The organism is Chryseobacterium sp. HMWF035 (genome assembly GCF_003094695.1).
Lineage (GTDB): Bacteria > Bacteroidota > Bacteroidia > Flavobacteriales > Weeksellaceae > Chryseobacterium > Chryseobacterium gambrini.
Window position 1 is genome coordinate 1 of the sequence record NZ_QEHP01000018.1, and the last position, 23,674, is coordinate 23,674.

The following is a 23,674-nucleotide window of genomic DNA, read 5'->3' on the forward strand; positions in this document are numbered from 1 at the left end:
AATAAAAATAAAATAAATTTGAGTTATGATTTAAACTTTAATTTAAGTATTTAAATATGTAATTCTAATTAATTTTATTGTCATTTCATGTTGATTGATGCAAATTTTTTGGAGTAAAAAATTTATATATATTTGCGAAAAAATACAGGAATGAAAAAAATATTACTTACGATAAGTTCTCTGATCGCTGTATTCTCTTCAGCACAAACCTGGAATACCGCAGGAAACAGCGGAACAAATTCATCTACAGATTTCTTAGGTACAATAGATGCTCAACCTTTAATATTTAGAACAAACAATTCTGAAAAGGTAAGAATAACGCTTAATGGAAGTGTAGGAGTAGGGACTAGTAATCCAACTCAAAAATTAGATGTGAATGGTTCTGTTATTGCTAACGAAAGGTACAATAGTGGTAATGATGGTTCTTACTATATTAAATTAAATTCTAACGGATACAATATCCCTATTATTAGCTATTTAGAAAGTTCTGGTAATACATTATTTTTTGGTAATCCTGGAGGACAGTATCATAGTAAAACAATTATACAGGGAGGAAATGGAGATGTAGTATTAGAGCCCCACTCTGCTAGTAGTGCCTTTGTGGTTAAGGCAGAATCGGGTAACGTAGGAGTAGGAACTACTACGCCAGATAATGTACAAAATTGGGATAAGGTATTGGATATTTATGCTTCAGCACATTCTAAATTATTAGTACGAAGCTTAAATGTAAAAACAGGGATATTTTCTCACGAAACGTGGGGAGGAGCTGTTGGTAGGATAGGGACGGAATCAAATCATGACTTAAGATTAATGGCAGGCTATGGCAATGATGTAATGACATTAAATACTATTGGTAACGTAGGAATAGGAAATATCACTCCTCAAGCTAAGCTGGATGTAAGTGGAGACGTAAGAATAGCAAATATTCCTACTTCTACATCATCAACGGATCAAGCTTTGGTAGTTGATGCGCAAGGATTTGTGAAGAGAGGAACTATTACAAATAGTTTACAAAGTAATAACATCTATAATAATATTCTCTATTATCATTCTGGATGTGCAGTGATTAACAACGGTGTAAAAATAAAAACCAACATTCCTTTCCCAGCAAGTGGCTCAGGAGGAGAAATGCCTACTGTTAATATTGAAGGGTTTGCTTATGGCGAGAGCAAAACAATAGGAATAAATATTAATTGGTATGTATGGCAGAATGAGTTTTATTTGGCATCAAATGTGAGTTCTTATGGAGGTTATACACCAATTGTAAAGTTGGCAAATGAAAACGGAAAGGTTGTAATCTTTTTGGATGACAAGACATATTGTATCAATTTTGGAGTTAAAGCTATCGGAGGAGGTGATCCATCATATTATCAAGGATGGACAATTGCTGATGAGCCCATCACAGGAAGTATTACTAAAACACTGGCATACAAAAATGCATTTGGAAATGTAAAAGTAGATGGAAAATTAGAAGCAAAAGAAATAAAAGTAACGCTTACACCAACAGCAGATTTTGTTTTTGAAAAGGAATATGGTTTACCAAAACTTGAAGAAGTTGAAAAATTTGTAAAAGAAAACAAGCATTTACCAGAAATAGCTTCTGCAAAAGAAATGGAGAAAGAAGGAGTAAATGTAGGAGAGTTCCAGATTAAACTGCTTCAAAAAATAGAAGAACTTACTTTGTATTCTATTGATCTTAATAAAAAAAATAAAGAGCAAGAGGCTTTAATTAAAAGTCAGACAGATATTCTTAAGTCTTTAAATAAAAGATTAGAGAAAATAGAAAAGACAAAACAGAAGTAACCCTTAAAAACATTATCCGATGTATAAAATTTACCAAAAGTCAGTTTTTGGAGTTTCTGTATTGTTTTTCATATCTGTCTTTTCTCAGGATAATAATGATATTGGTAGAAAATTACTAGAAGATCAGAAAAAATTTCAATCAGAAATTACTAAAAAAGAAAGCAAACAAAAGCAGGAAGTAGAACGGTTAAAATCTTTGGGTATTCCTGAGTTTATCAGCAAAGATGGAAATGATAAACAATTAATTGGGTCCGATGAGAGCGGAAGACCAATGTACTATACTACATTGAATTCAGGAGCTGCACAGATGACAAAAGCCAATATATTGTACGCCGGAGGAAGTGCAGGATTGAATATCTCTGGTCAAAATATGATTATAGGGCAATGGGATTATTCAAAGCCAAGGACTACTCATGAACTGCTTTCCGGAAAGATTACTTATGATTCCTCTCAAAATCAAACTATAACAAGACACAGTACGAATATTGCAGGAACCATGGTTGGAAGTAATGGAGACGCAAATGCAAGAGGAATTGCTTTTAATGCTACACTTCATGCATACGACTGGGTAAATGATGTATCGGAAATGCTTAATGAAGCCTATTCTCCTAATAACACCGCTGGTATTTTGGTTGCCAACAACAGTTATGGCTTCGATCCATTATACCTTCAGACTTATCAGTTTGGAAAATATAATTCCACAGCACAGAATTGGGATAACCTGATGTATTTAAGACCATATTTACAAATTGTTAAAGCTGCGGGAAATTCCAGAGAAATAGATCCTGCTCTTGTTCCTCAGGTAATTGCGAAGGGAGGATATGATTTACTTGAAGGAGCAGGAATTGCTAAAAATGTTTTGGTGGTGGCTTCTGCTAAAAAGAATCTTAATATGAATTCTGATGAAGATTTTGATATTTCTTCATTCAGCAGTTATGGTCCAACTGACGATGGAAGGATTAAGCCAGACTTATGTGCACCTGGTGAAACTATTTATTCATCAATTGAAACTTATGATTCTGCTTACGGAACCTATAAAGGAACTTCATCAGCGACTGCAGTAGTTTCAGGGATTATTACTTTATTACAGCAATATTATAAATCTGTGAGTCCTTCTCAAAGTTATATGCAATCTTCTACAGTTCGTGCTTTGTTGGCTCATACAGCCAATGATAAAGGAACAGAAGGACCAGATTATATTTACGGATGGGGAATGGCAGATGCGAAAAGAGCTTCTGCAGCCATACACGACAATATAGAAGGGATTATCGGTGACTATAAAAAATCGACTTTAATAAAGGAAATTTCTCTTAATCAGGGAAATAAATATACGTTGTATGTGGTTCCTTTAGATATTACACAACCTCTTTCAGCAACTATATCTTGGACTGATCCTCAGGGAAATCTTGTAAGTAATACAGTAGATCTTTCTACTCCTAATTTAGTCAATGATCTTGATCTCAAAATTGTTAAAGTAAATTCAAATGGTACAGAGACTGTTTATTACCCTTGGAAATTAGGAGGCATGAATAATCTCACGGCCGCTGCGACGAAAAACTCTCCCAATAACGTAGATACTATTGAAAGGGTAGATATTAAGAATCCTACAAAAGATACTTATAAAATTATTGTATCTCCTAAAACGAGTACAACTCCATTACTTCCAAACGGTATTCAGAATTTTTCTATTGTGGTTTCTAATGTAGATTTTTGTTATAAAGAAGATCTTAAAATATTGACAAGTCCGGTTGATGACATCAGTACTCCGCAAACTATCTGGGCAAAACAAATTGTGGCAAGCAATAAAATTATTGCGCCTGTACAAAATGTAGAATACATCGCTTCAAAAGATATCACATTAAAACCAGGCTTCCATGCAGAAAATGCTGCAGGATTTCATGCTCTTATTACTCCGTGTTTCGATATTATTTCAGCATTCAGATATATTGCGCAGAAAAGAGTTTCGGATCAGGATGTGCTTCCGGAAACTATAAAAAGCGAAAGTAATTTTACAATCTTTCCGAATCCTACAAAAGATGAAGCCCACATCAAGTTCAGATTAGAAAATGCATCAGCTGTAAAAATTTCAGTATATGATGCTTCCGGAAAAATTATTTTTGTGAACCAGAGCAGTGAAGCCTTTCCAAAAGGCGAATATTTAAAAACAATTGATGTGAGTGATTATGCTTCTGGAGTTTATCTGGTTAGTTTAGAGTGTAATGACTTTAAAGAAACTAAAAAATTGATTAAAAAATAAAATTCCCGAGAATCGAATGTACCGTTAATATGTTCGAAAAATATTATTCAGACGATTCTCAGCGATTACAAAATTTTCATAATATCGAAATAAACACTTATGATGAAAAAAATCTTTTTCTTTTTTCATATCCTTTTACTGGATATGTGTTTTGCCCAGTCTCCTGGTGGTGTTTCGGGGGTGAGTGTTTGGTTTAAAGCTAATTCTGCACAAACTCCTGCATTAACTTATCAGGATTATAGTGGGAATCAGAATGAAATTAAAGCGATATCTACGCAGAATCAACCTAATTATACATTATTTAATTATAATGAAAGTCTGGATTTTGACGGAGTGGATGATTATCTGAAATTTCCCTATCTCATGGAAACGATGGATAAAACTACCTTTTTTACAGCGTATCAGAATCAAAATACGTCTACGGAAACGGCTATGTTTTCTTCAGAACAGTCGTATGAAAAGGAAATGTATTTCAGCACAAAAAATATTTTCAGATATAATAATGAACAGATTAACTACATCAATACCAGTGTAGTAGATGATCTGCCTTCATTCAGTATGTACACAAGATTTGGAATTCCTTCTGAAAAAATACATTCAGTTATAGGAAGAACGGGGATATCTTCTATGTACGTGGGAAAGGATATAAGAAGTACAGCCTGGCAAAATTTTAAAGGAAAACTACCCGAGTTTTTTATATATCGTAAAATTCTCACTCAGAATGAAAGAAATCGTGTAAATTCCTATCTGGCTGTAAAATATGCAGTTACAATGCCATATACAGAATACTACAGTTCTAAAAGTAAAAAGATATGGAAGCAGGATGATTTTACTGATTATCCCGCAAACATTACAGGAATCGCCAGAGATAAATACTCAAACTTATACCAGAAACAGGCAACAAGTTCTTCAGAAAATAAGAGGTTAATTATTGCGGCAAAGAAATTAGCTGTAGATAATAATAGTAATGATGCAGATTTTCCTGATCAGAGTTTTCTTGTATGGGGAGATAATAAAGAGCAGTTACTGTTGGATACTCCTACTTCCGGATATCAACTATTTAAAAGGAAATGGAAAGCAAGATTTTCCACGGAAACATCTCAGACTATCCCAACTGAAGTGGTTTTTTCTATTAAAAATATACTTACCATACCAGCGGATAAAAAATTATGGCTGTTTATAGATAAAACAGGACAGGGGAATTTTAATTCTTCTAATGTTGAGGTGTATCCTATGGATTATGTGGATACAGATCAAAATGTTCATTTTAATAATATCACTTTTGATCAGGATTTATCAGGAACAGATGTTTTTACTTTTGCTTTAGGGAATAAGATATTATCTATCAATGAACTTCAACAGCCTACCTGTATACAGAAGAAAGGAACTTTGATTGTAAATGTTAAAGGTGGTAAAGCTCCTTATCACATCCAGTTAACAGGTAATGGTGTTAATCAAAACCTGAATGTTTCTACAGCGCAGTTATCTTTTCCAGATTTGGAAATCGGAATCTATCATCTTATCATTACCGATGCAGACGGAAATATAATAGACCAGAATTTTACAGTTAATGATTTTAACTCTATAAATCTGGATTTGGGACCAGATGTAGTAATAAATTCCGGAGGATCTGCCCATTTTGATGCAGGTACACAGATTTCAGATCCTAATGCAACCTACCAATGGACTTCGGATAATGGATTCAGCAGTTCTTCGGCTAATATTACCGTTTATGAACCGGGAACTTATACGGTAACAGTTAACACACCTGATGGATGTACGAAAAAAGATACTGTGAAAGTAACCCGTAAAAGAGAAAACGGAATAGTCCTATACCCTAATCCGGTACCTAAAGGTCAGTTATTTACCATAAGAATTATATCGGATATAAAAGAAAATGTAGATATCAAGATATATGATGCTTCGGGAAGACTTGTAAAGACTATTCAGGATAAAGGAAAAGATTATTATGAGATTCAAGATTCACTTTTAGTAGAAGGAGCCTATGTAGTTGTTGTAAAAACGACTTCTGAATTAAAAGTGTTTAAACTTATCGTCACCAACTAGCCGCCAAATTAACATCTATTATAGATAAAAAGGAATTAAACAAAAACTAATTGCCTGAAATTCTTTCAAATAGTTTGCAGGTAATCATTTTGTTGTAGAAAAGCATATACACAAATGAGAAATTCGATATTAAGTAGATTAAGAGAAAATCCTAAAATTGTAAAAGTTCTGGTTTTTCTTACTTCATGGACACAGCTTCATGCCTACGCAAATACAGCGTATTTAAACAAGCCCAAAGAAACTTTACCGGGTGTAGATTTTCATTATTCAACTGTTGTTCAAAATAACAGCAGCTTTCTGAAGAATAATGAGAAATCTTCGGCAATCGATACTGCTTTACGGAATAATATTTCGTATTCAAATGAGAAGAATATTGATTCTGAAAATACCTACAGTCCATCAGGAAATGGAAATAAAACGTTGATTAAAGGTCAAAAAACTATTATTAATCAACCGGTATCGGGATTTTATATTTCTGATATAAAAGAAGGAATTATAGGAAAAGACTCCGAACATCCGATAGACCAGATATACGATAATATATTTAATGTAACAGTCAACGAAAAAATCAGATCTGATAAGCAATATAGCTTGGAATATGATCTTTATGGATTAAAAGACTATAAGCAGGTAAGCAAAGTTATCAATGATGAATTGGCTGTAGGAGGACAAAACGTAGAAAAAACAACAGTTTGGGCACACCAAACAGAGCCTGTAAAAGCAACTTCTGTTAAGGAAGGCAAGAATATTATCATATTTACAATTCCTAATTCTTCAGATTACAGCTACAAAATCAGAAATCTTCGTATAGTTGCCTCGGATAAAAAGAGTGCTCCTTCAGAATTTGCAAATTCATATGTTGGTCAAACCAATTATAAATATATAAATTCTCAAAATCAGGCAGAAGAATTAAGTTTAAATTCAGCAACATTAAAAATAGAAGGAAATTCTGTAAAAAATACTGCAGTTTATTCTATTACAGCACTCAGAGACATTGATATGCCTGCTCTTACGCCTGAAATGGTAAACGTGACAGCAGATCATTTCGGATATAGATTCTTACCTCATGGAGAGAATTTTTCGGCACCGGCAAAAGTATCCATCGGATATGATAAATCTAAAATACCGGCAGGATATACCGAACAGGATATTAAAACCTTTTATTTTGATCTTACTCAGAAAAAATGGATTGCCTTAGAGAAGACCGAAAGAGATTCTCTTCAAAAAGGCAGCAATATTATTATTTCTAAAACAACCCATTTTACGGATATGGTAAACGGGATCATCAAAGTTCCCGAATCTCCTGAAACAGGAAGCTATGCTCCTAACTCCATAAAAGATATTAAAGCGGCGAATCCAACAGAAGGAATCGTTTCTATTGCACCACCTACTGCGAACAATATGGGAACTGTTAATACAAGTTTTCCAATTAAGTTACCAGCAGGAAGAGGCGGAATGCAGCCTTCACTTTCAGTAAATTATAGCAGCGAAGGCGGAAATGGATGGTTAGGATTAGGTTGGGATCTTTCTATTCCATCGATTTCTATTGATACACGATGGGGTGTTCCGACTTATGACCAAAACTTTGAAACTGAGATTTATACTTTGGGCGGAGAGCAATTAACCTTTAAAGTAGGAGATAGTTATGTTTTGCCCAACAGAAATGAGGGTTTCGAGAAAAGCAGGTCTGCAAACTTGGAGCCGGATAATACAAAAAGATTTTATCCGAGAATAGAAGGTGGATACAGTAAAATCATACGTCACAGAAATTCTCCTAAAGAATATTGGTGGGAGGTTATATCTAAAGACGGAACGAGAAGCATTTTTGGAAATGATGGAACAGCCAATAATCCAGAACAATATTATTTAAAAGATACTAACGGCAACATAGGACATTGGGCATTGTATAAAACGATTGATACCAATGGAAATTATGTAGAGTATACGTATAACAGACCACCCAATTATAATTCTTCTGATAATGTAATGGGGAAAGGCGGTCAGGAAATGTATATAGGAAAAATAGAGTATACAAAATATAATGCCCCAAATACATTAAAAACCTATACTGTAAATTTTGATTATTATGATCAAAGACCAGATGTACAGGTTAATGCTCGTTTAGGTTTTGTACAGGTTACTTCTAAGAAGCTAAAAAGTATTAAGGTTCTTTATGGTACCGATAAGGTAAGAAGTTATGAGTTTGGCTATAAAGATGGTGATGGTGCATTTAAAAAAACATTACTAGAAACCATTACTGAAAAGGATGCAAATGATCAGATTTTTTATACCAATAGAATGGAGTATCAGTCAGCTCCTAATGAATTATTTGGAGCTCCACAAACATGGAATGTGAATAATGTAAATGGAGTAGAAAGTCAATATTTTACAGACTCATTTTCTTCAGCAGTTGCAGGAGAAACTTTTGGAGGTAAATATAATGCTATTAATAGTAATATCTCAGAAAGTAAAAATTCGGGATTCAGATTAGGCTTTTGGACTTATACTCAAGGTACTACATTAATTCAATTACCATCTCCATTAGCCCTATTTATACCATTAGTAATTACGGAAAACGGCAGATATAGCATTGGAGCACAGGGAGGCTTTGGAAATAGTAATAGCCGTACTCAGGTAAATCTGTTAGATATGGATGGGGATAATCTTCCTGATATCACTTACAAAATAGGTGATTATTATTATTATGCAAAAAATAATAATGGTTCGTTTGATTTGGACACTGTCAATAAAATTAATATTCCTGGACTTGGGCATACAAAATCTAAAAACTGGAATGTCGGGGTCGATGGAAACTATGCTGTAGGAACAGGGTTGAGTACTGGTGTGGGATTTGATTATTCAAATTCTACTACAGACAATAAAATTTACTTTGAAGATTTCAATGCAGATGGTTTAGTGGATGTTTCAGATAATGGAAAAGTGAAATTTGGTTATAATCCGAATGCAAATCTTCTCACCTCGAATACTTTTATACCACAATTTGATTATTCGAGCCAACTATCTCCTGCTCCAATACGGGTTTTATCTTCAGGCATTTCTACGGTAACTCCTGCATTCAATGATAATGATAAGAAAATTATGTTGGAGCAAAACCCTTTACACGATTTAGTAAAGGTTTGGGTTGCGCCTAAAAATGGAAATATTACGGTTACAAGTAATTGTAATTTGCTTCCGGCATCTTATGATCCTAATGAAGATAATACTTCTGTAGATGGGGTTGCAATTTCAATCCAAAAGGGAAATAATCTGCCAGATTATGTATTAAATATTCCAAAGGACGATACTTCAGTTAAAAACACGGTATTATCTTATAATAATATCAATAAGGGAGATAAAATTTATTTTAGAGTAAGTTCTAAATATGATGGACGTTATGATAAGGTCAATTGGAACCCTGTTATACAATATACATCCAATACATCACCGGATATTGATGGAAGCAACAGGAGTTTAAATAATTATAATTTTAATGATGATTTTATTGTTTCCGGAAACTCAGGATTTTCTGCTCCGGAGGCTGGAACTCTTAATCTGGCAGTAAATAAACCAAATACATCAGATTATCTTAAAGTTTCTGTCTTAAAAAATAATACAGAAGTGTGGAGTACAATTTATTCTCCTACAGATAATATTGTTTCCAATATTCCTGTTCCTGTGTCTTTTATTGCTGCCGATAATATTTCTGTTAAACTTTTAAGTAATACAAATATACATTGGCCTGATGTGGAACTTAATCCTGTGTTTACAACAATTTCAGGAAAGATCAATTATTTGTTTACAGAGTATGGAATGTTTAATCATCAACAATCTGCAGTAAGTAATCCTTTTACCTATCTTGTCTCTCCAAGTGATGCAGGAAAAGTATTTTCCTTAAAACCAGTGAATATTACTAATTCATTAAATGGAAGTTTTACAGTAAGTGCAAAAATAAAAAACAGAATCATTGGTAAATTTGTTTATACTTTGAATAATGGAATTCTATCTGCCAACGGAAGCTCATATGGATATGTATTAAATAAATTTACTTCACAGGACATTAATGAAAATCTCTATATAGAAATTACTACTCAAGAGAACAGAGCTAATAATCTGGCTTTCCTGGATTATTTAAAGAGTATAAATTTAGAATTAATAATAAATGAACAAGCAGCAAGTGGTCAAACCAATTCAATAGTCGGAGGAACTGTTAGTTTAACTTCGGGCCAGTCAATGATTTTAAACTTCGTTAATAGTGGACCTCCTTCATCTTCAGGATATCCTTCAGGAAGTTTTAGATATAGAATTGTAGGAAATACAACTTGGACTGGACCTGTAGTTTTACAATCATCTGCTTCCCAAAGCATTCTATCCCAAACTTTGAATCTAAGTCCAGGTACTTACGAATATGAGGCAAGTATTAATTATAATGGACAGGCATCTTATTATGGAAGTAATTCATATGTCTCGGTTTCTAAAACTAAAAATAAGACATTTGTATTTAGTCCTTTAACTGCTCGTAATATTACCCAACTTCTTTCTTCAGAGGATTATGATACTCGTTTTGGACAATTATACCGTGGATGGGGAAGCTTTGTAATAAATGGAAATAACCAGTCGAACAATACCATTGTACAAAACCATTTGTCAAATCTAAATTCAGATTTTGCGAATAACGGATCTGCAGCGGAGATTAAGATTGATGAAACGAAATTATTTATTCCGCAATCTTCTACAAATTCTACAAATAATGCTCCTTTAAACCCGACTATAGATCCGGCAACAGGATTGCCGACACCTTATAATCCTGATAATTCAGCAATGAGCAATCAGTATTTTGTGATGACAACTCCTGTAATTAATAAACAGGGAGTAAAATACTGGATGGGCTTAGATGAAAATAATTATATTACAAAACAAACCGTAAGTACCTCCAGGTTAGGAGATGACAATATAGACGAGACATTTTCTAACCAGTCTCCAGTTTTTAGCTTTAACTCATATCAGATTCCTTCACTTATTCAAAAAAGTAAATTATATAGTGTGAGTGGTAAAGCAGGTATATCATACAGCAGTCCGGCAGGGGTTGGTGGAGATGGTAATTTTTCAAGTACAATATTTGCTGAAAATAAAGCTGTTACCGCAATGGCAGACATGAATGCCGACGGTTTTCCGGATCATATTGTAGATTCAAATCTTCAGTATACGAACGCTAATGGATTTCTATCTTCTAAAAACTCAAATATTGGAAGTTATTCTATAAGCAGAACAGAAGAAGCAATTGGAGTTGGTGCGGGAACATCGTTTACTCATGGTACCGCTGCATTTACATTTTATAGAAATTCTTATTTTCCAACGTCATTTGCATTAAGCCAAAAGAGTGATTTTTCGACATCTTTAAGTGGAAACTTTGGATTTGAAAAAGAGAAGATTAAAAAGACATATTTCGATATTAATGGTGATGGTGTTTCAGATAGAATTGAAAACGGGAATATTGAATTAGGTTTAGGTTATAGTTTTTATCCTGCAAATTCATCAGTAAGTTTTAACACGAGTTATTCACGAAATGAAAACTGGGGAGCTGGCTTAGGAGTCTCTCTCTTCAATGGATCTTTTCAAGGAGGAGCAAGCCTTAGCGGAAGTACAAATGATATAAAAGAAGAAATGTTCGACTTAAACGGAGATGGACTTCAGGATTATATCAATTTGGAATCATCAAAATATTTTCTGAATTTAGGAAATAAATTTGTCGATTACCAAACTCTTTCTGTTGAAAAGGTGAGAAGTACTACCGGAAGCTTAGGAGCTAACTTTGGATTATCAATACCAATACCAATTCCGATAGCTTTTGATCAGACTACAAATGTCTTAGCGGGGATAAAAATTGTTCCGGGAATTAATATTAGTTCAGGTAATAGCGTATCAAAGACCAAGTCTACCTTCAAAGATATGAATGGAGACGGGTATCCAGATTTTGTAACCTCTGACGATACCAATTCGGTTACTGTACGTCTCAATCAAATCGGCACTACCAACCTCCTCCGCAAAGTAACCACTCCATCGGGAGGAAGCTGGGAAGTAGAATATGAGAGAGTGGGGAATACATACGATATGCCACAAAGCAAGTATGTATTAAAAACGGTAACTACCAATGATGGTTTTACTGGTGATAATACATTCAGTCCTGATGTGTCAAAAATTACGGTTCAGTATGAAAATCCATACCACAGCAGAAGAGAACGTATCTTCTATGGTTTTGAAAAAGTTACGGTTAATCAGATTGATACAAAACAGGGAGGAATTTCCTCAAATGTAGTTTACAGAAAAACTGAACAGACGTTTAATAATAAAAACTATTATCTAAAAGGAGCATTACTTAATGAAAAATTATTAGATGCTTCCGGAAAAATTTGGACTGAGAAAAATAATACTTATGAGCTTAGAAAAATTCATAGCCCAAATATAGTAAACACCCTATTAAATCTGGAAAAAGAATCTGAAAAGAATCATACGGATTATGCTTGCTTTGTTGCGCTTAAAAATACAGATTCTAAATTTTATGAAGGACTAACAACAGCCACTAAATACACCTCAAGCAGTATTACAGAATACGATAACTGGGGGAATGCGGTTAAAGTAACAGACTTTGGCGATACGCAGATTGGAAATACAGAAATAGTATCTTCTGAAGTTACTTACGAAGAAGTTGCTCCTGGGAAATATATCATTGCTCCTAAAACAGTCAAAAATACTGCAACAGGTATTGTCAGAGAAAAAAGAGCAGAATATGATCCATCAACTGGTGATCTGAAGAAAATGGTGATCAAAAATCAAGGTGCAGATTATTCTGTGTATGATTTTGAATATGATGTGTACGGAAACATTACAAAATCTACTGGTCCTGCAAACAGTGCAAACCAAAGATTCTTCCATCAGTATACGTATGATGATAATGTGAAGACTTATCCTGTAAAAGTTCAGGACGCATTTGGATACAGCAGCAAAACGCAGTACGATTTCCGTTTCGGTGTACCGACGCTTACGGAAGACATGAATTTGCAGCCAATGAAGTTTGCGTATGATGCAAAAGCAAGAACTACTGAAATTACAGGACCGTATGAAATGTTCAATAATATTCCTTGGACAATAAAGTTTGAATACAACCCTATTACCGATGCTCCGCTTAATGCGACCAATGCGCAATCTTACGCAGTAACCAAGCATTATGATCCAGAATATCAAGGAACAAGCACCATTAATACCATTACCATTGCAGATGGTTTTGGTGAAGCCATTCAGGTCAAGAAAACGGGTGACATTTATAATGATGGAGTTAAATATATTGTTGCCGGAAAAGTAGAATCAGATGCTTTCGGAAGAGCATTAAAAACATACTATCCTACAACAGAAAACGTAGGAAGTGGAAACACCTTGTACAATGCTTCTGTGGACACTACTGAGCCAACAATTAATCAGTATGATGTGTTGAATAGGGTAGTGTATACAAAACTACCGGGAGAAAATTTATTCTCAACCATAGAATATGGCTTTGCTGCTGATGTACAGGGAAGACAAATGTTTGCAACCACCTTTAAAGATGAATTAGGAAGCGTTAAAAAGTCTTATACGGATATCAAAGGCAGAATAACTTCCGTCTGGGAAGTTTCGAACACCGGAGATATTAAAACAAAATTCACCCATGATGCGATCGGGCAGATTCTTCAGGTGGAAGACGTAGCAGGAAATATCACAACGTCACAATATGACGATTTAGGAAGAAGAATTTCTTACAATCATCCTGATAGTGGCATTACCACTTATAAGTATGATCCGGCAGGAAATATGAATTCAAAAACCAATGCAGCCAATGAAATTGTTAATTATAAGTATGATTATACAAGGCTGAAAGAAGTAAACTATCCTGTGTATCCTGAAAATAATGTAAAATATTATTACGGGGCTGCAATGGATGCATCTGCCATGGATAATAACGCGGTGGGAAGACTTTGGTATCAGACAGATGCTACAGGAACGCAGTATCTAAAATACGGAAGATTGGGCGAACTTATCTACCAACGCCGTTCTGTTGCCGTTCCGGATGCCGGAGTATATTGGTTTGGAACATCTTGGGAATATGACACATGGAACCGTGTGAAAAAGATCACCTATCCGGATGGAGAAGAAGTAAAATATACCTACAATAAGGCAGGTAATCTTTTCAAGATGAACTCTGTAAAAGATGGTTTCAGCAGAGACATCATAAAGAATCTGGGATATGATAAATTTGAGCAGAGAGTGTATCTTCAGTATGGAAATGGTACGGAAACAACCTATGAATACGAAACCAACCGCAGAAGATTGCTTAAGATGTATGCTAAAAACAGCAACAGATACTTTATGCAGAATACCTACCAGTATGATGTGGTATCGAATGTAATGCAGGTACACAATAACGCGCCTGTGGTACAGGGATTACTAGGAGGAGGAACCAACTATGCCTATGGATATGATGATCTGTACCGTCTTACGTCTTCATCAGGTAACTGGAGAGGGATTAAAATGAAGGAAACTTATGATTCTCAGGGTAATATTATTTACGTTCCTAAAGAAGAGAGACACCGTTTCACCGTAGGGATGACGTATGATAATATGCATAATGTCATGAGCAAAACGCAAAAGCATGAGTGGGTAGAAGGTACTACTTCTAACAACTGGGCTACTGTTGAACCGACTTCCTACCGTCTGAACTATAAATATCAGGATCCTTCGCATCCGCATGCGCCATCCAGAATTATAGATGAACCGAATGTTGTACCGAATGCTACATGCTGTAATCCGGACGATCCGGGAGTGAAATTCCAGGATTATCAATATGATCCTAAAGGAAATCCTACGAAGATCCTGCAGCAGACGTGTACCAATCAGGAAGAAAAAGCGGTGTATCTGTGGGACGAAGAAAACCGTTTACGATTTGTAGATACCAATCCTACAACACCGGAAGCAGATGGGGCGGCAATTTATACCTATGATGCAGGAGGAGAGCGTATTATAAAAGATGTTCTGTTTAAAGGAAAAATAGGAAAATACAATAGCGACCATATAGAAGTAAGTGGCGAAACCATTCATGAAGCGTCAATCTATCCAAGCGGATTGATTACACTTAAGCTTACCTATGATCTTCAGAACGGAATGTTACAGGAGCCAAGCTACACCAAGCATTATTTTGCAGGAAGCCAGAGAATACAGTCTAAAAACGGAAACAGCGGAAATGTAGGAGCATTTGATTGTGCATGGCTTATTATCCCGTTTGGAGGAACAACGCCTCCGATTAATCCTGTGAATGTCTCTAACCAGATCTTGCAGACGGCTACCCAAAGCAATCTGGTGATTATGCAGACCAATAACCTTACCCCGCCAGTAAATTATGGGCAGAATGGAGGATATACCGGAAATTGCGTATCTTCGTTTGCAAGTAATGTTGAGGAAAAGGAAATCTATTGGTTCCATCCCGATCATTTGGGCAGCAGTTCTTTCATTACCGGATTAGATGGCGAAGTAACCCAGAATATGGAGTATTTCCCAAGTGGAGAAATCTTTGTAGAAAACCATATGAACGATGGTTTAAACAGCCATTACAAGTTTAATGGTAAGGAAATGGATTCTGAAACAGGTTATTACTATTATGGAGCAAGATATTATAACCCTAGAGTTTCTCTTTGGTTGTCTGTCGATCCACTGGCGGAACAAACAATGGAGCCTTATATTTATTGTGGAAACCACCCTATTAATTACATTGATCCTGATGGAAATTTTAAATTACCAGCAAATGCTACGAGAGAGCAAAGAAGATTATATAAAGAGGCAATAAAAACTATAAAAGCGGTGTTTCGAGATTCAGAATTTCGAAAAGTGTTTAAAGAGAGATTTAAAGTAGATGATAAAATGATACAGAAAATGCTCAAAGATGGAGATGGGCCCACTGTTATAATGAATGAATGGATAGGACATTTGGGGTTATTTGATCAAAAAAAACATCACAATAATATTTATATTGATCCTGGCGTAATAAACACGGTTTCAAAACATAAAGGAGATAGAAAGTATATTGATAATTTAGCAGAAATAATAATTCATGAAGGTGGTCATTGGGCAGACTATACATTTGACAATATTTCCGAGGAATTTACCCCAGGTTTTAGGACGGCTCTTCATTCAAAAAGTGGTATGCCAGATGCGGGAGATAATTGGGAACTTATTTATTTTAAAACAGATACTCAATCTGCTGCTTCTGATCGTGATATAATTACTGAAAAGTTTGATGGAATTAGGATGAATAATTTTAGAAAAAATTTTAGGCAACAAATTGAAATCAGGGACTTGAAATCACAAAAAAAGCCATCTATTTTAGATAATTATAAAAAAACAAAAGATAATTTGCAAATTAGAATTCTTGAAAGATGATGTTATTAATCTAAAATTTCCAAATAGTATGAATTTTAAAACTAAAATAGTCATGATTTTATTATCCTCTTTATTAATTACGAATTGTAAGGAGGAAATGAAAATTTGTGTAAGTCAATCTACCGATACTAATGTAAAACTATATAATGATTTAACAGATCAGTTGATACCTTATTTTTTTCGAGAAGATTATTTAGGTGAAAAAAAATATTTTGATAGTTTAAGAGTTCATAATGATGATTTATATATCGAAGAGAAGACAAAAGCGCACAACGAAATTTTTAATCATCCTGAAAAATTTTGCAATTTGTATATAGATTCTACTAAAAGTAAAAACACAGATTTTGCAGCAGATAGTATTGAAGATAATATAAAATACATAGAAAGAAAAAAGGATTTTTTTAAAGACTTTTCTAATAGTCCAGATATTAAAAATTTAAGCATACGAAGTACTATAAAAGCAAATCAATTTAATTTGTGTACCGCAAAAGTTCTGGATCTGGCAGAGTATGATAAACATACTAATGAATGTGAGATAGGTGTTGTCTATTTTTCAGAGATTGTATTTGATCCTTCTAAAAAAAGAGCATTAGTTTTTGTTGACCATCGTATAAAAAAAGATTATTACGGGAGAAATGCTGTATTTAAACTAAGATTGCATGATAATTATTGGGAAATAGAAGATGTTATGCTAGTGTCAACTTCCTAATTTTCCCCGCTGCGCAAAGTCACAGACTTTGCGCCGTAAATAATAAAAACTCGATAGCGCGGATTTGTAATCCGTGCCTGTAAAAGCAACAAAAACTTTGCAATCTGCAGAGTTTTTGTTTTAAATAGATGTCTTTACAAGACTTTCAAGAAAATGCAATTATAGAATCCCTAAAATGTAATCAGGAATAAAAAAGGACTCACTGTTTTTTGCTTAATTATTTCATTTATTTTTAGAGTAGATGTAAATACAAGGTGAGCGGAATAATGAGTAATTTCAAGAAATATATATCAAAGAAAAATAGGGATAATGCCGGAGAATTATTATTTTAAATCAACAAGAAATTTTACAGATTTAGATAGTGCATTGAATATTGAAGTCATTTTTATAGATAGAAATAGTCACGGATTACAAATCCGCGCTATTGAATTTCAGATGTCGCGGATTTGTAATCCGTGACTGAAATAGAAACCAAAACTTTGCAATCTGCAAAGTTTTGATTTTAAATAGCTGCTTTCAAAGTTTTCAAAAAAATGCAATTACAGAATCTCTATTATTATAATGCACACAAAGGATTTACTATTTTTGCTTAATGTTTTTATGCATAGTCATTAACATTTAGAAAACTCAAAATAATTTTAAAATGGATGAATATTTAAAAGATCATTTGGTAATTAAATTTTTTTTAATCCTTATTTCAGGTTTTGCATTATTTGTATTTTCGTATTTTATTTATAAATCGTATAACAAAGAAAAGCTAGTAATCATAAAAACTGATGCATTTAGAATAATGGTATATTGGCGATCAATAGTCGGTATGTGCTTAGGGATTTTTATCATGCTATTTTCTTTTTATATGCTATTCGAAGATTTAACACTAATTAAAGAAAATAATGATGTAATTATGAATGTTCAAGTTAGGAAATAATTTACTAAAATCTTTATATAGTACGTATTTACAATCCTTGACCATAAGAGCGTATTTTAATAGTTATACCATCATATTTAATAGATTTTATATCTTTAACATTAGTTATTTGTTTGGGTAGGGATATGAATTTTATATAAATATACATTTTGTGAATTAACCAATATAAAAAGTGCACATAGAAGAAGCAGCTCATAAAAATAAATCTAAATAAATTGTAATATGGATAGTAGAATTTTAATTTTTTTTCTTTTCTTTCCTCTTTTCTTTAATTCATGTAATAATCCCCCTATTGATTGCAGTAAAAGTAATATCGCTATTGAAAATAGATGGTATGCATATAATGGCGGAATTGACTTTTTAAAAATTAAAAATAATGATGATCTCATATTTATTTGTGATAGAATAAATAATTTTCCAAGTGGAGAAGATGTAAGAGTCATTTATAATTATGGTTATCTAACTATTTTTATTAATGGTCAAAAAGTAGATATGATTTTTACAGTAAAGAACGGTGTTGTGTACAGTGTTGGGGTAGGTAGATATGTTTATGATGAAGAGCTTACTGCTCGTATTCTGAAATTAATGAAGATAAACAATCGTTGTTGGGGTGGAGACTGCAAGTAATTATAAACTTCCTCCAATCTTTTCAATAAATAGATTATATAGTGCATTAGGTATTAAAGTAGATTTTACGAGAAACAGTCACGGATTACAAATCTGCGATATTCGAACTTATAGAAATAAAATAGATATGAAATATTTAAGATTTTTTATAGTATTCGTTTTTTTTATAGTAATGGTTTTATATATTAATTCGACAGGATCTAAAGAGTATGATGAGGAAAATAAAGTAATGGAAAATAATGTTAGTTTTAAAGGCTTTGTAATTGACGTCAAGCAATCAAATAATCATGCTTTTGGTATTATTAGTTTGAAGTTGACTGAGTCTAGTGTAAAAGAGTTTAAAGACAGTTTAAAAAATGGTATTTATCCATATAGACTTCAAGGATCTTTAGCTGAGTTATATACTATAATTCCTGATGGAATTAATTATGGTGATAGTGTAAGTTTAAAATCAACAGAAAGAAACAGTCATTTTTATTATGTAAAAACAAGACAAAAATCTGAAGGATACATTTGGGTAGTTACAGAACCTGAAGATATAGAATTTGTAAAAAATAATACAATATTTACTCAATAGCACAAATTGATAATCCGTGCCTGTAATATAAGAATCCGTCTCACAGCTATTTGTGTGGCGGATTTTAGATTTGGGATAATTTATTTTCCTCAGGAAAAAGAAAAATATGCTCTGCTCAGATAAAGTCGTGGCTATTACAGATAAAATAAAGGCACAAAAAAAGCACCCTTTTTCAGATGCTTGTGTTTTTAGAATTATTCTTTTTTAGACTTCGTCGTCAGAATCGATGGTGTAAGATCTGCTTTTGAAGTCTTTGTCGTGTTTTTCTGATATTACATCCTCACCCTTCTCGTTAATGATGAAATCTGTGGACTCATTAAACATCTCCTGAAAACTCTTAAAATCTTCCTTGTAAAGGTAAATTTTATGCTTCTCGAATGTAGCTTCTCCATTCTCTCCGAAATTCTTCTTACTTTCTGTAATCGTAAGATAATAATCTCCTGCTTTCGTCTCGCGCACATCAAAGAAATAAGTTCTTCTCCCTGCTTTTAACACCTTCGTGAAAATTTCATTTTCATGGCGTTCCTTGTATTCACTCATTGTTAGATATTTTTTAATCTTGTTAAGAACAAATATAAAAGTTTTCTTTTAATCACAAAATTTTTTTTATGATTTATTTAACATTTGTGAACGATTCTGCTATGCGGTTACGGAATTGTTAATTTCGGTTAAGTTAAGGATCTTATCAGCACGTTGTGCGCTAGACTCTCTGTGTGTGATGATTATAGAGGTCGCATTACGGATTTTTCGGTCTATATTTTCAAGAATGTTCTGTTCTGTTTCAGTGTCCAAAGCAGACAGGGAATCATCAAAAATAATGATGTTCGGATCTTTAATCAGAGCTCTGGCTATACAGATTCGCTGTTTCTGACCTCCGGAAAGCATGACGCCACGCTCTCCAACCATAGTTTTGTACTGTTCCTTGAACTCAACAATATTTTTATCAACATCAGCAATTTTGGCATATTCCACCACTTTTTCGTGAGAAGGTCTGTCGATGGCAAAACCGATGTTGTTTTCAATGGAATCTGAGAACAGATAACTTTCCTGAGGAATATATCCGATGAAATTTCTGTAGTTTTCTAAATTATGTTCTTTTAAATTTTTACCGTCAATTAAAATTTCACCTTCAGTAGGGTCAATTAAACGGCAGAGAAGCAATGCAATCGTAGATTTTCCGCTTCCTGTTTTTCCCATAATCGCCAAAGATTCTCCGGCTTTCAAAGTAAAACTTAGATTATCCAGAGCTCTGATTCCTGTATTCGGGTAAACATAAGAAACATTTCGGAACTCAATATCTCCTTTAATTTCATAATTGTCGAAGTTTTTATTAACGATTTCAGATTTTTTATCCATGAATTCGTTAATTCTCTGCATGGAAGCTTCTGCTCTCTGATTCACCGAAGTTACCCAGCCAACCATTGAGAAAGGAAAAATAAGCGTATTGATGTACATGAAAAAGTCGGCAATTTTCCCAATGCTTAATTCTCCGGCAATGTATTTCTGTCCGCCGATCCAGATAATGGCAACATTCAGCAAACCGATAACAAATAAAATAATCGTAAAGAAATAAGCTTCCGTTTTTGCCAGATCCAAAGCTTTGTTCTGATAGTCGGTTACCTTCGTACCATAATTTTTTTTGATATAATTTTCCCTTGCAAAAAACTTCACCACGCGGATTCCCGAAAAACTGTCCTGTACAAAAGTAGAAATCGCCGACTGGCTTTTCTGCATGATCTTCGATTTCTGATTGATGATTGAGCTTACCTTATAAATCGCAAAGGATAAAATTGGAAGGGGTAGTAAAGTCCAGAGTGTCATAGAAACATCCGTAGTAAGCATATAAATTGCTGTGATTACCACAAGAACAATTAAATTGGCAACATACATCACTCCCGGACCGAGATACATCCTTACTGCAACCACATCTTCACTTAAACGGTTCATTAAATCTCCGATCGTAGTTTGTTTGTAATCCGTTAAAGATAAATCCTGATAATGTCTGTAGATTTTATTTTTAAGTTCATATTCTATTCGTCTTGAAGCCACAATAATCGTCTGTCGCATCATAAAGGTGAAAAATCCGGTGAGTAAAGAACAACCGACGATAATGGCAACATACACCAAAACCTGTCTGTTGAAACCTAAATTCCCGTTTTTCGTAAGCTCGTCCACAGATTTTCCTACAAACTGAACCTTATATATGTTGAAAAAATTACTTGCAATGATGAATAATACTCCCCAGAACAACAATATTTTGTGCTTCCAGAAATAGGGGTTTAATGTTTTTAGCGCTTTCATAAAGTTTCACAAAATTACAAAAATCACCTCAGACTACGAATTTCATAAATTTTAAATTTTGTATCTTTGCACCCATTAAAAAGCTCTTTGAATGTTAGGAAGACGACAAATCCGTGAAAAAGTAGTACAGACTGTGTATTCTTATTACCAGAATCCTGTAAAGTTTGATGTATTAGAGAAAAATATGTTCGCCGGAATAGAGAAAATCTATTATCTCTACATCTATCAGTTAAACTTTTTGGTTGCGCTGAAAGAACTGGCAGAAAATCAGATTGAGATCGGTAAAAATAAATACATCAAAACCGATGCTGACATTAATCCTAACCAAAAATTCATCAACAATCAAGTTTTAATTAAATTGGAAGAAAATCCTGAGAGATTATTTTTCACAGGACAGCACAAGCAATTGAAATGGGACCTGCATGATGATCTTTTGGTAAAAACTTTCCAGAGAATGTCTGCCGGAAAGCGTTATCAGGATTTTATGAAAGAAGAAGGATATTCTTTTGAAGAAGATCAGAAGTTTATCGGGAAATTATTCTTAAGATACATTGCTGAAAACGATGATTTTCATGATTATCTTGGTGATAAAGAACTTTCATGGTATGATGATATCCACATCGCGAATTCGATGGTGCAGAAAACTATCGGTTTCCTGAAAGAAGATGAAGAAAGCCGTACTTTAATTAAAATGATTAAAGACGAAGACGATAAAACGTTCGCAATGAAACTTCTTAGAAATACTTTGGACAGTTGGGAAAACAACGAAAAGAAACTGGAAGAAAGACTGGAAAACTGGGATCTTGAAAGAGTTTCTCTAATGGATAAAGTGATCTTATCAACAGCAATGGCGGAGCTGGACAATTTTCCTTTTACCCCTTCAAGAGTTATCATTAATGAATATATCGAGATCGCAAAAGTTTTTGCTACCGATCGTTCAAACATTTTCATTAATGGAATTTTAGATAAATATTGTAAAGATTTAAACAGAATATAAATTATCTTCATATGAAAAAGACATTATCCATCATTGCTTTGTCTGTCATAGGCTTTGGATTCGTTTCCTGCAAAAAAGAAAATAAAGAGGTTACAGGAACAGAAACTGCTGCAACAGATTCTACTGCAGCTTCAATGCCTGCAACAATTGGAGACTCTGCTGCTGTAGCTCCGGTTTCGGGAGAAACAACTGCTGCTCCGGCTTCCAATCAGCCACTCACTACGGTTGCCCTTTCTGAAAGCAATTTCGATTTCGGAAAAATTAAAAAAGGCGATAAAGTAGAGCACGTTTACGAAATTACCAATACCGGAACAAATCCTTTGGTTATCTCTGAAGTAAAGCCCGGATGCGGATGTACAGCTCCTGATTTTACAAAAGACCCGATTATGCCGGGTAAAAAAGGAAAAATTACTTTGCATTTCGATTCTACAAACTTCGACGGAAATGTTAACAAATTTGCTGATGTTTTCGCAAACGTAGAAAAAGCACCGATCCGAATCAATTTCACAGCTAATATTCAACCATAAGATCATGAATTTATTATCCATATTTTTACAGGCACAGCCACAAGGTGGCGGAGGAATGATGATGATCATGATGGGGGTGATGGTGGTAGGTTTCTACTTCCTGATGATCAGACCTCAGATGAGAAAGCAGAAGCAGGAGAAAAACTTCCAGGAAACTCTGAAAGTGGGAACAAGAGTGGTTCTTACTTCCGGACTTCACGGAAGAATTGCTCAGGTTCAGGAGGATGGTTTTGTTATCGAAACATTATCCGGAAAACTGAAATTCGAAAAAGCTGCGGTTTCAAGAGAATTTACGGAAGCGCGTTTTGGAGATAAATCCAAGACTTCTGATAAAGCGGAAGACAAAAAAGAAATCGAAACTGAGAAAAAATAATTTTTCAGTTTTTAAAATATTTCGTTTCGGCGGGGTGAGCTTTGCTCACC

13 protein-coding genes are annotated in these 23,674 nt (G+C 34.0%); 11 read left to right on the plus strand and 2 right to left on the minus strand.

Annotation, left to right across the window (positions count from 1 at the left end):
- Positions 1-150 precede the first annotated feature (150 nt).
- The 8 genes from DD829_RS24060 (at position 151) to DD829_RS03330 (ending at position 19,426) form a co-directional block, all read left to right on the plus strand.
- The gene (locus tag DD829_RS24060; protein ID WP_228408114.1) at positions 151-1,803 is read left to right on the plus strand and encodes a hypothetical protein; all 1,653 of its coding nucleotides are present in this window, start codon (positions 151-153) and stop codon (positions 1,801-1,803) included.
- Positions 1,804-1,822: 19 nt separating this feature from the next.
- The gene (locus DD829_RS03300) at positions 1,823-4,060 is read left to right on the plus strand and encodes a S8 family serine peptidase (RefSeq protein WP_108410288.1); all 2,238 of its coding nucleotides are present in this window, start codon (positions 1,823-1,825) and stop codon (positions 4,058-4,060) included.
- A 99-nt stretch (positions 4,061-4,159) separates the two neighbouring features.
- Positions 4,160-6,127 carry a T9SS type A sorting domain-containing protein gene (locus DD829_RS03305; RefSeq protein ID WP_108410287.1) on the plus strand — a complete coding sequence of 656 codons (1,968 nt, stop codon included), beginning with the start codon at positions 4,160-4,162 and terminating at the stop codon, positions 6,125-6,127.
- A gap of 114 nt (positions 6,128-6,241) precedes the next feature.
- Positions 6,242-16,585, plus strand: coding sequence for a SpvB/TcaC N-terminal domain-containing protein (locus DD829_RS03310; RefSeq protein ID WP_116547521.1), 10,344 nt, complete (start codon positions 6,242-6,244; stop codon positions 16,583-16,585).
- Positions 16,586-16,613: 28 nt separating this feature from the next.
- Positions 16,614-17,294, plus strand: coding sequence for a hypothetical protein (locus tag DD829_RS03315; protein WP_123906793.1), 681 nt, complete (start codon positions 16,614-16,616; stop codon positions 17,292-17,294).
- A gap of 643 nt (positions 17,295-17,937) precedes the next feature.
- Positions 17,938-18,222: a hypothetical protein gene (locus tag DD829_RS03320; RefSeq protein WP_116100174.1), complete on the plus strand. Its 285-nt coding sequence runs from the start codon at positions 17,938-17,940 to the stop codon at positions 18,220-18,222.
- A 222-nt stretch (positions 18,223-18,444) separates the two neighbouring features.
- Positions 18,445-18,849 (plus strand): hypothetical protein, encoded by a 405-nt coding sequence (locus tag DD829_RS03325; RefSeq protein ID WP_116547523.1) that lies wholly within the window; start codon positions 18,445-18,447, stop codon positions 18,847-18,849.
- Positions 18,850-18,976: 127 nt separating this feature from the next.
- Positions 18,977-19,426 (plus strand): hypothetical protein, encoded by a 450-nt coding sequence (locus tag DD829_RS03330; RefSeq protein WP_123906794.1) that lies wholly within the window; start codon positions 18,977-18,979, stop codon positions 19,424-19,426.
- 204 nt (positions 19,427-19,630) lie between these two features.
- Here DD829_RS03330 and DD829_RS03335 read toward each other — a convergent pair whose 3' ends face one another.
- Together DD829_RS03335 and DD829_RS03340 are read right to left on the minus strand one after the other, a co-directional pair.
- Complete coding sequence (locus DD829_RS03335) at positions 19,631-19,966, minus strand: DUF3276 family protein (protein ID WP_002976288.1); 336 nt, start codon at positions 19,964-19,966, stop codon at positions 19,631-19,633.
- A 99-nt stretch (positions 19,967-20,065) separates the two neighbouring features.
- Complete coding sequence (locus DD829_RS03340) at positions 20,066-21,727, minus strand: ABC transporter ATP-binding protein (RefSeq protein WP_108410027.1); 1,662 nt, start codon at positions 21,725-21,727, stop codon at positions 20,066-20,068.
- Between the two features lie 91 nt (positions 21,728-21,818).
- Here DD829_RS03340 and DD829_RS03345 point away from each other — a divergent pair, with 91 nt between their 5' ends.
- Genes DD829_RS03345 through yajC form a run of 3 tightly spaced genes read left to right on the plus strand, consistent with a single transcriptional unit; the run spans position 21,819 to position 23,624 of the window.
- Complete coding sequence (locus DD829_RS03345; RefSeq protein WP_087709578.1) at positions 21,819-22,724, plus strand: transcription antitermination protein NusB; 906 nt, start codon at positions 21,819-21,821, stop codon at positions 22,722-22,724.
- Positions 22,725-22,735: 11 nt separating this feature from the next.
- On the plus strand, positions 22,736-23,251 hold the full coding sequence (locus DD829_RS03350; protein WP_108410028.1) for a DUF1573 domain-containing protein: 516 nt from the start codon (positions 22,736-22,738) through the stop codon (positions 23,249-23,251).
- 4 nt (positions 23,252-23,255) lie between these two features.
- Positions 23,256-23,624, plus strand: coding sequence for a preprotein translocase subunit YajC (gene yajC / locus DD829_RS03355; RefSeq protein WP_076390653.1), 369 nt, complete (start codon positions 23,256-23,258; stop codon positions 23,622-23,624).
- Positions 23,625-23,674: the final 50 nt, after the last annotated feature.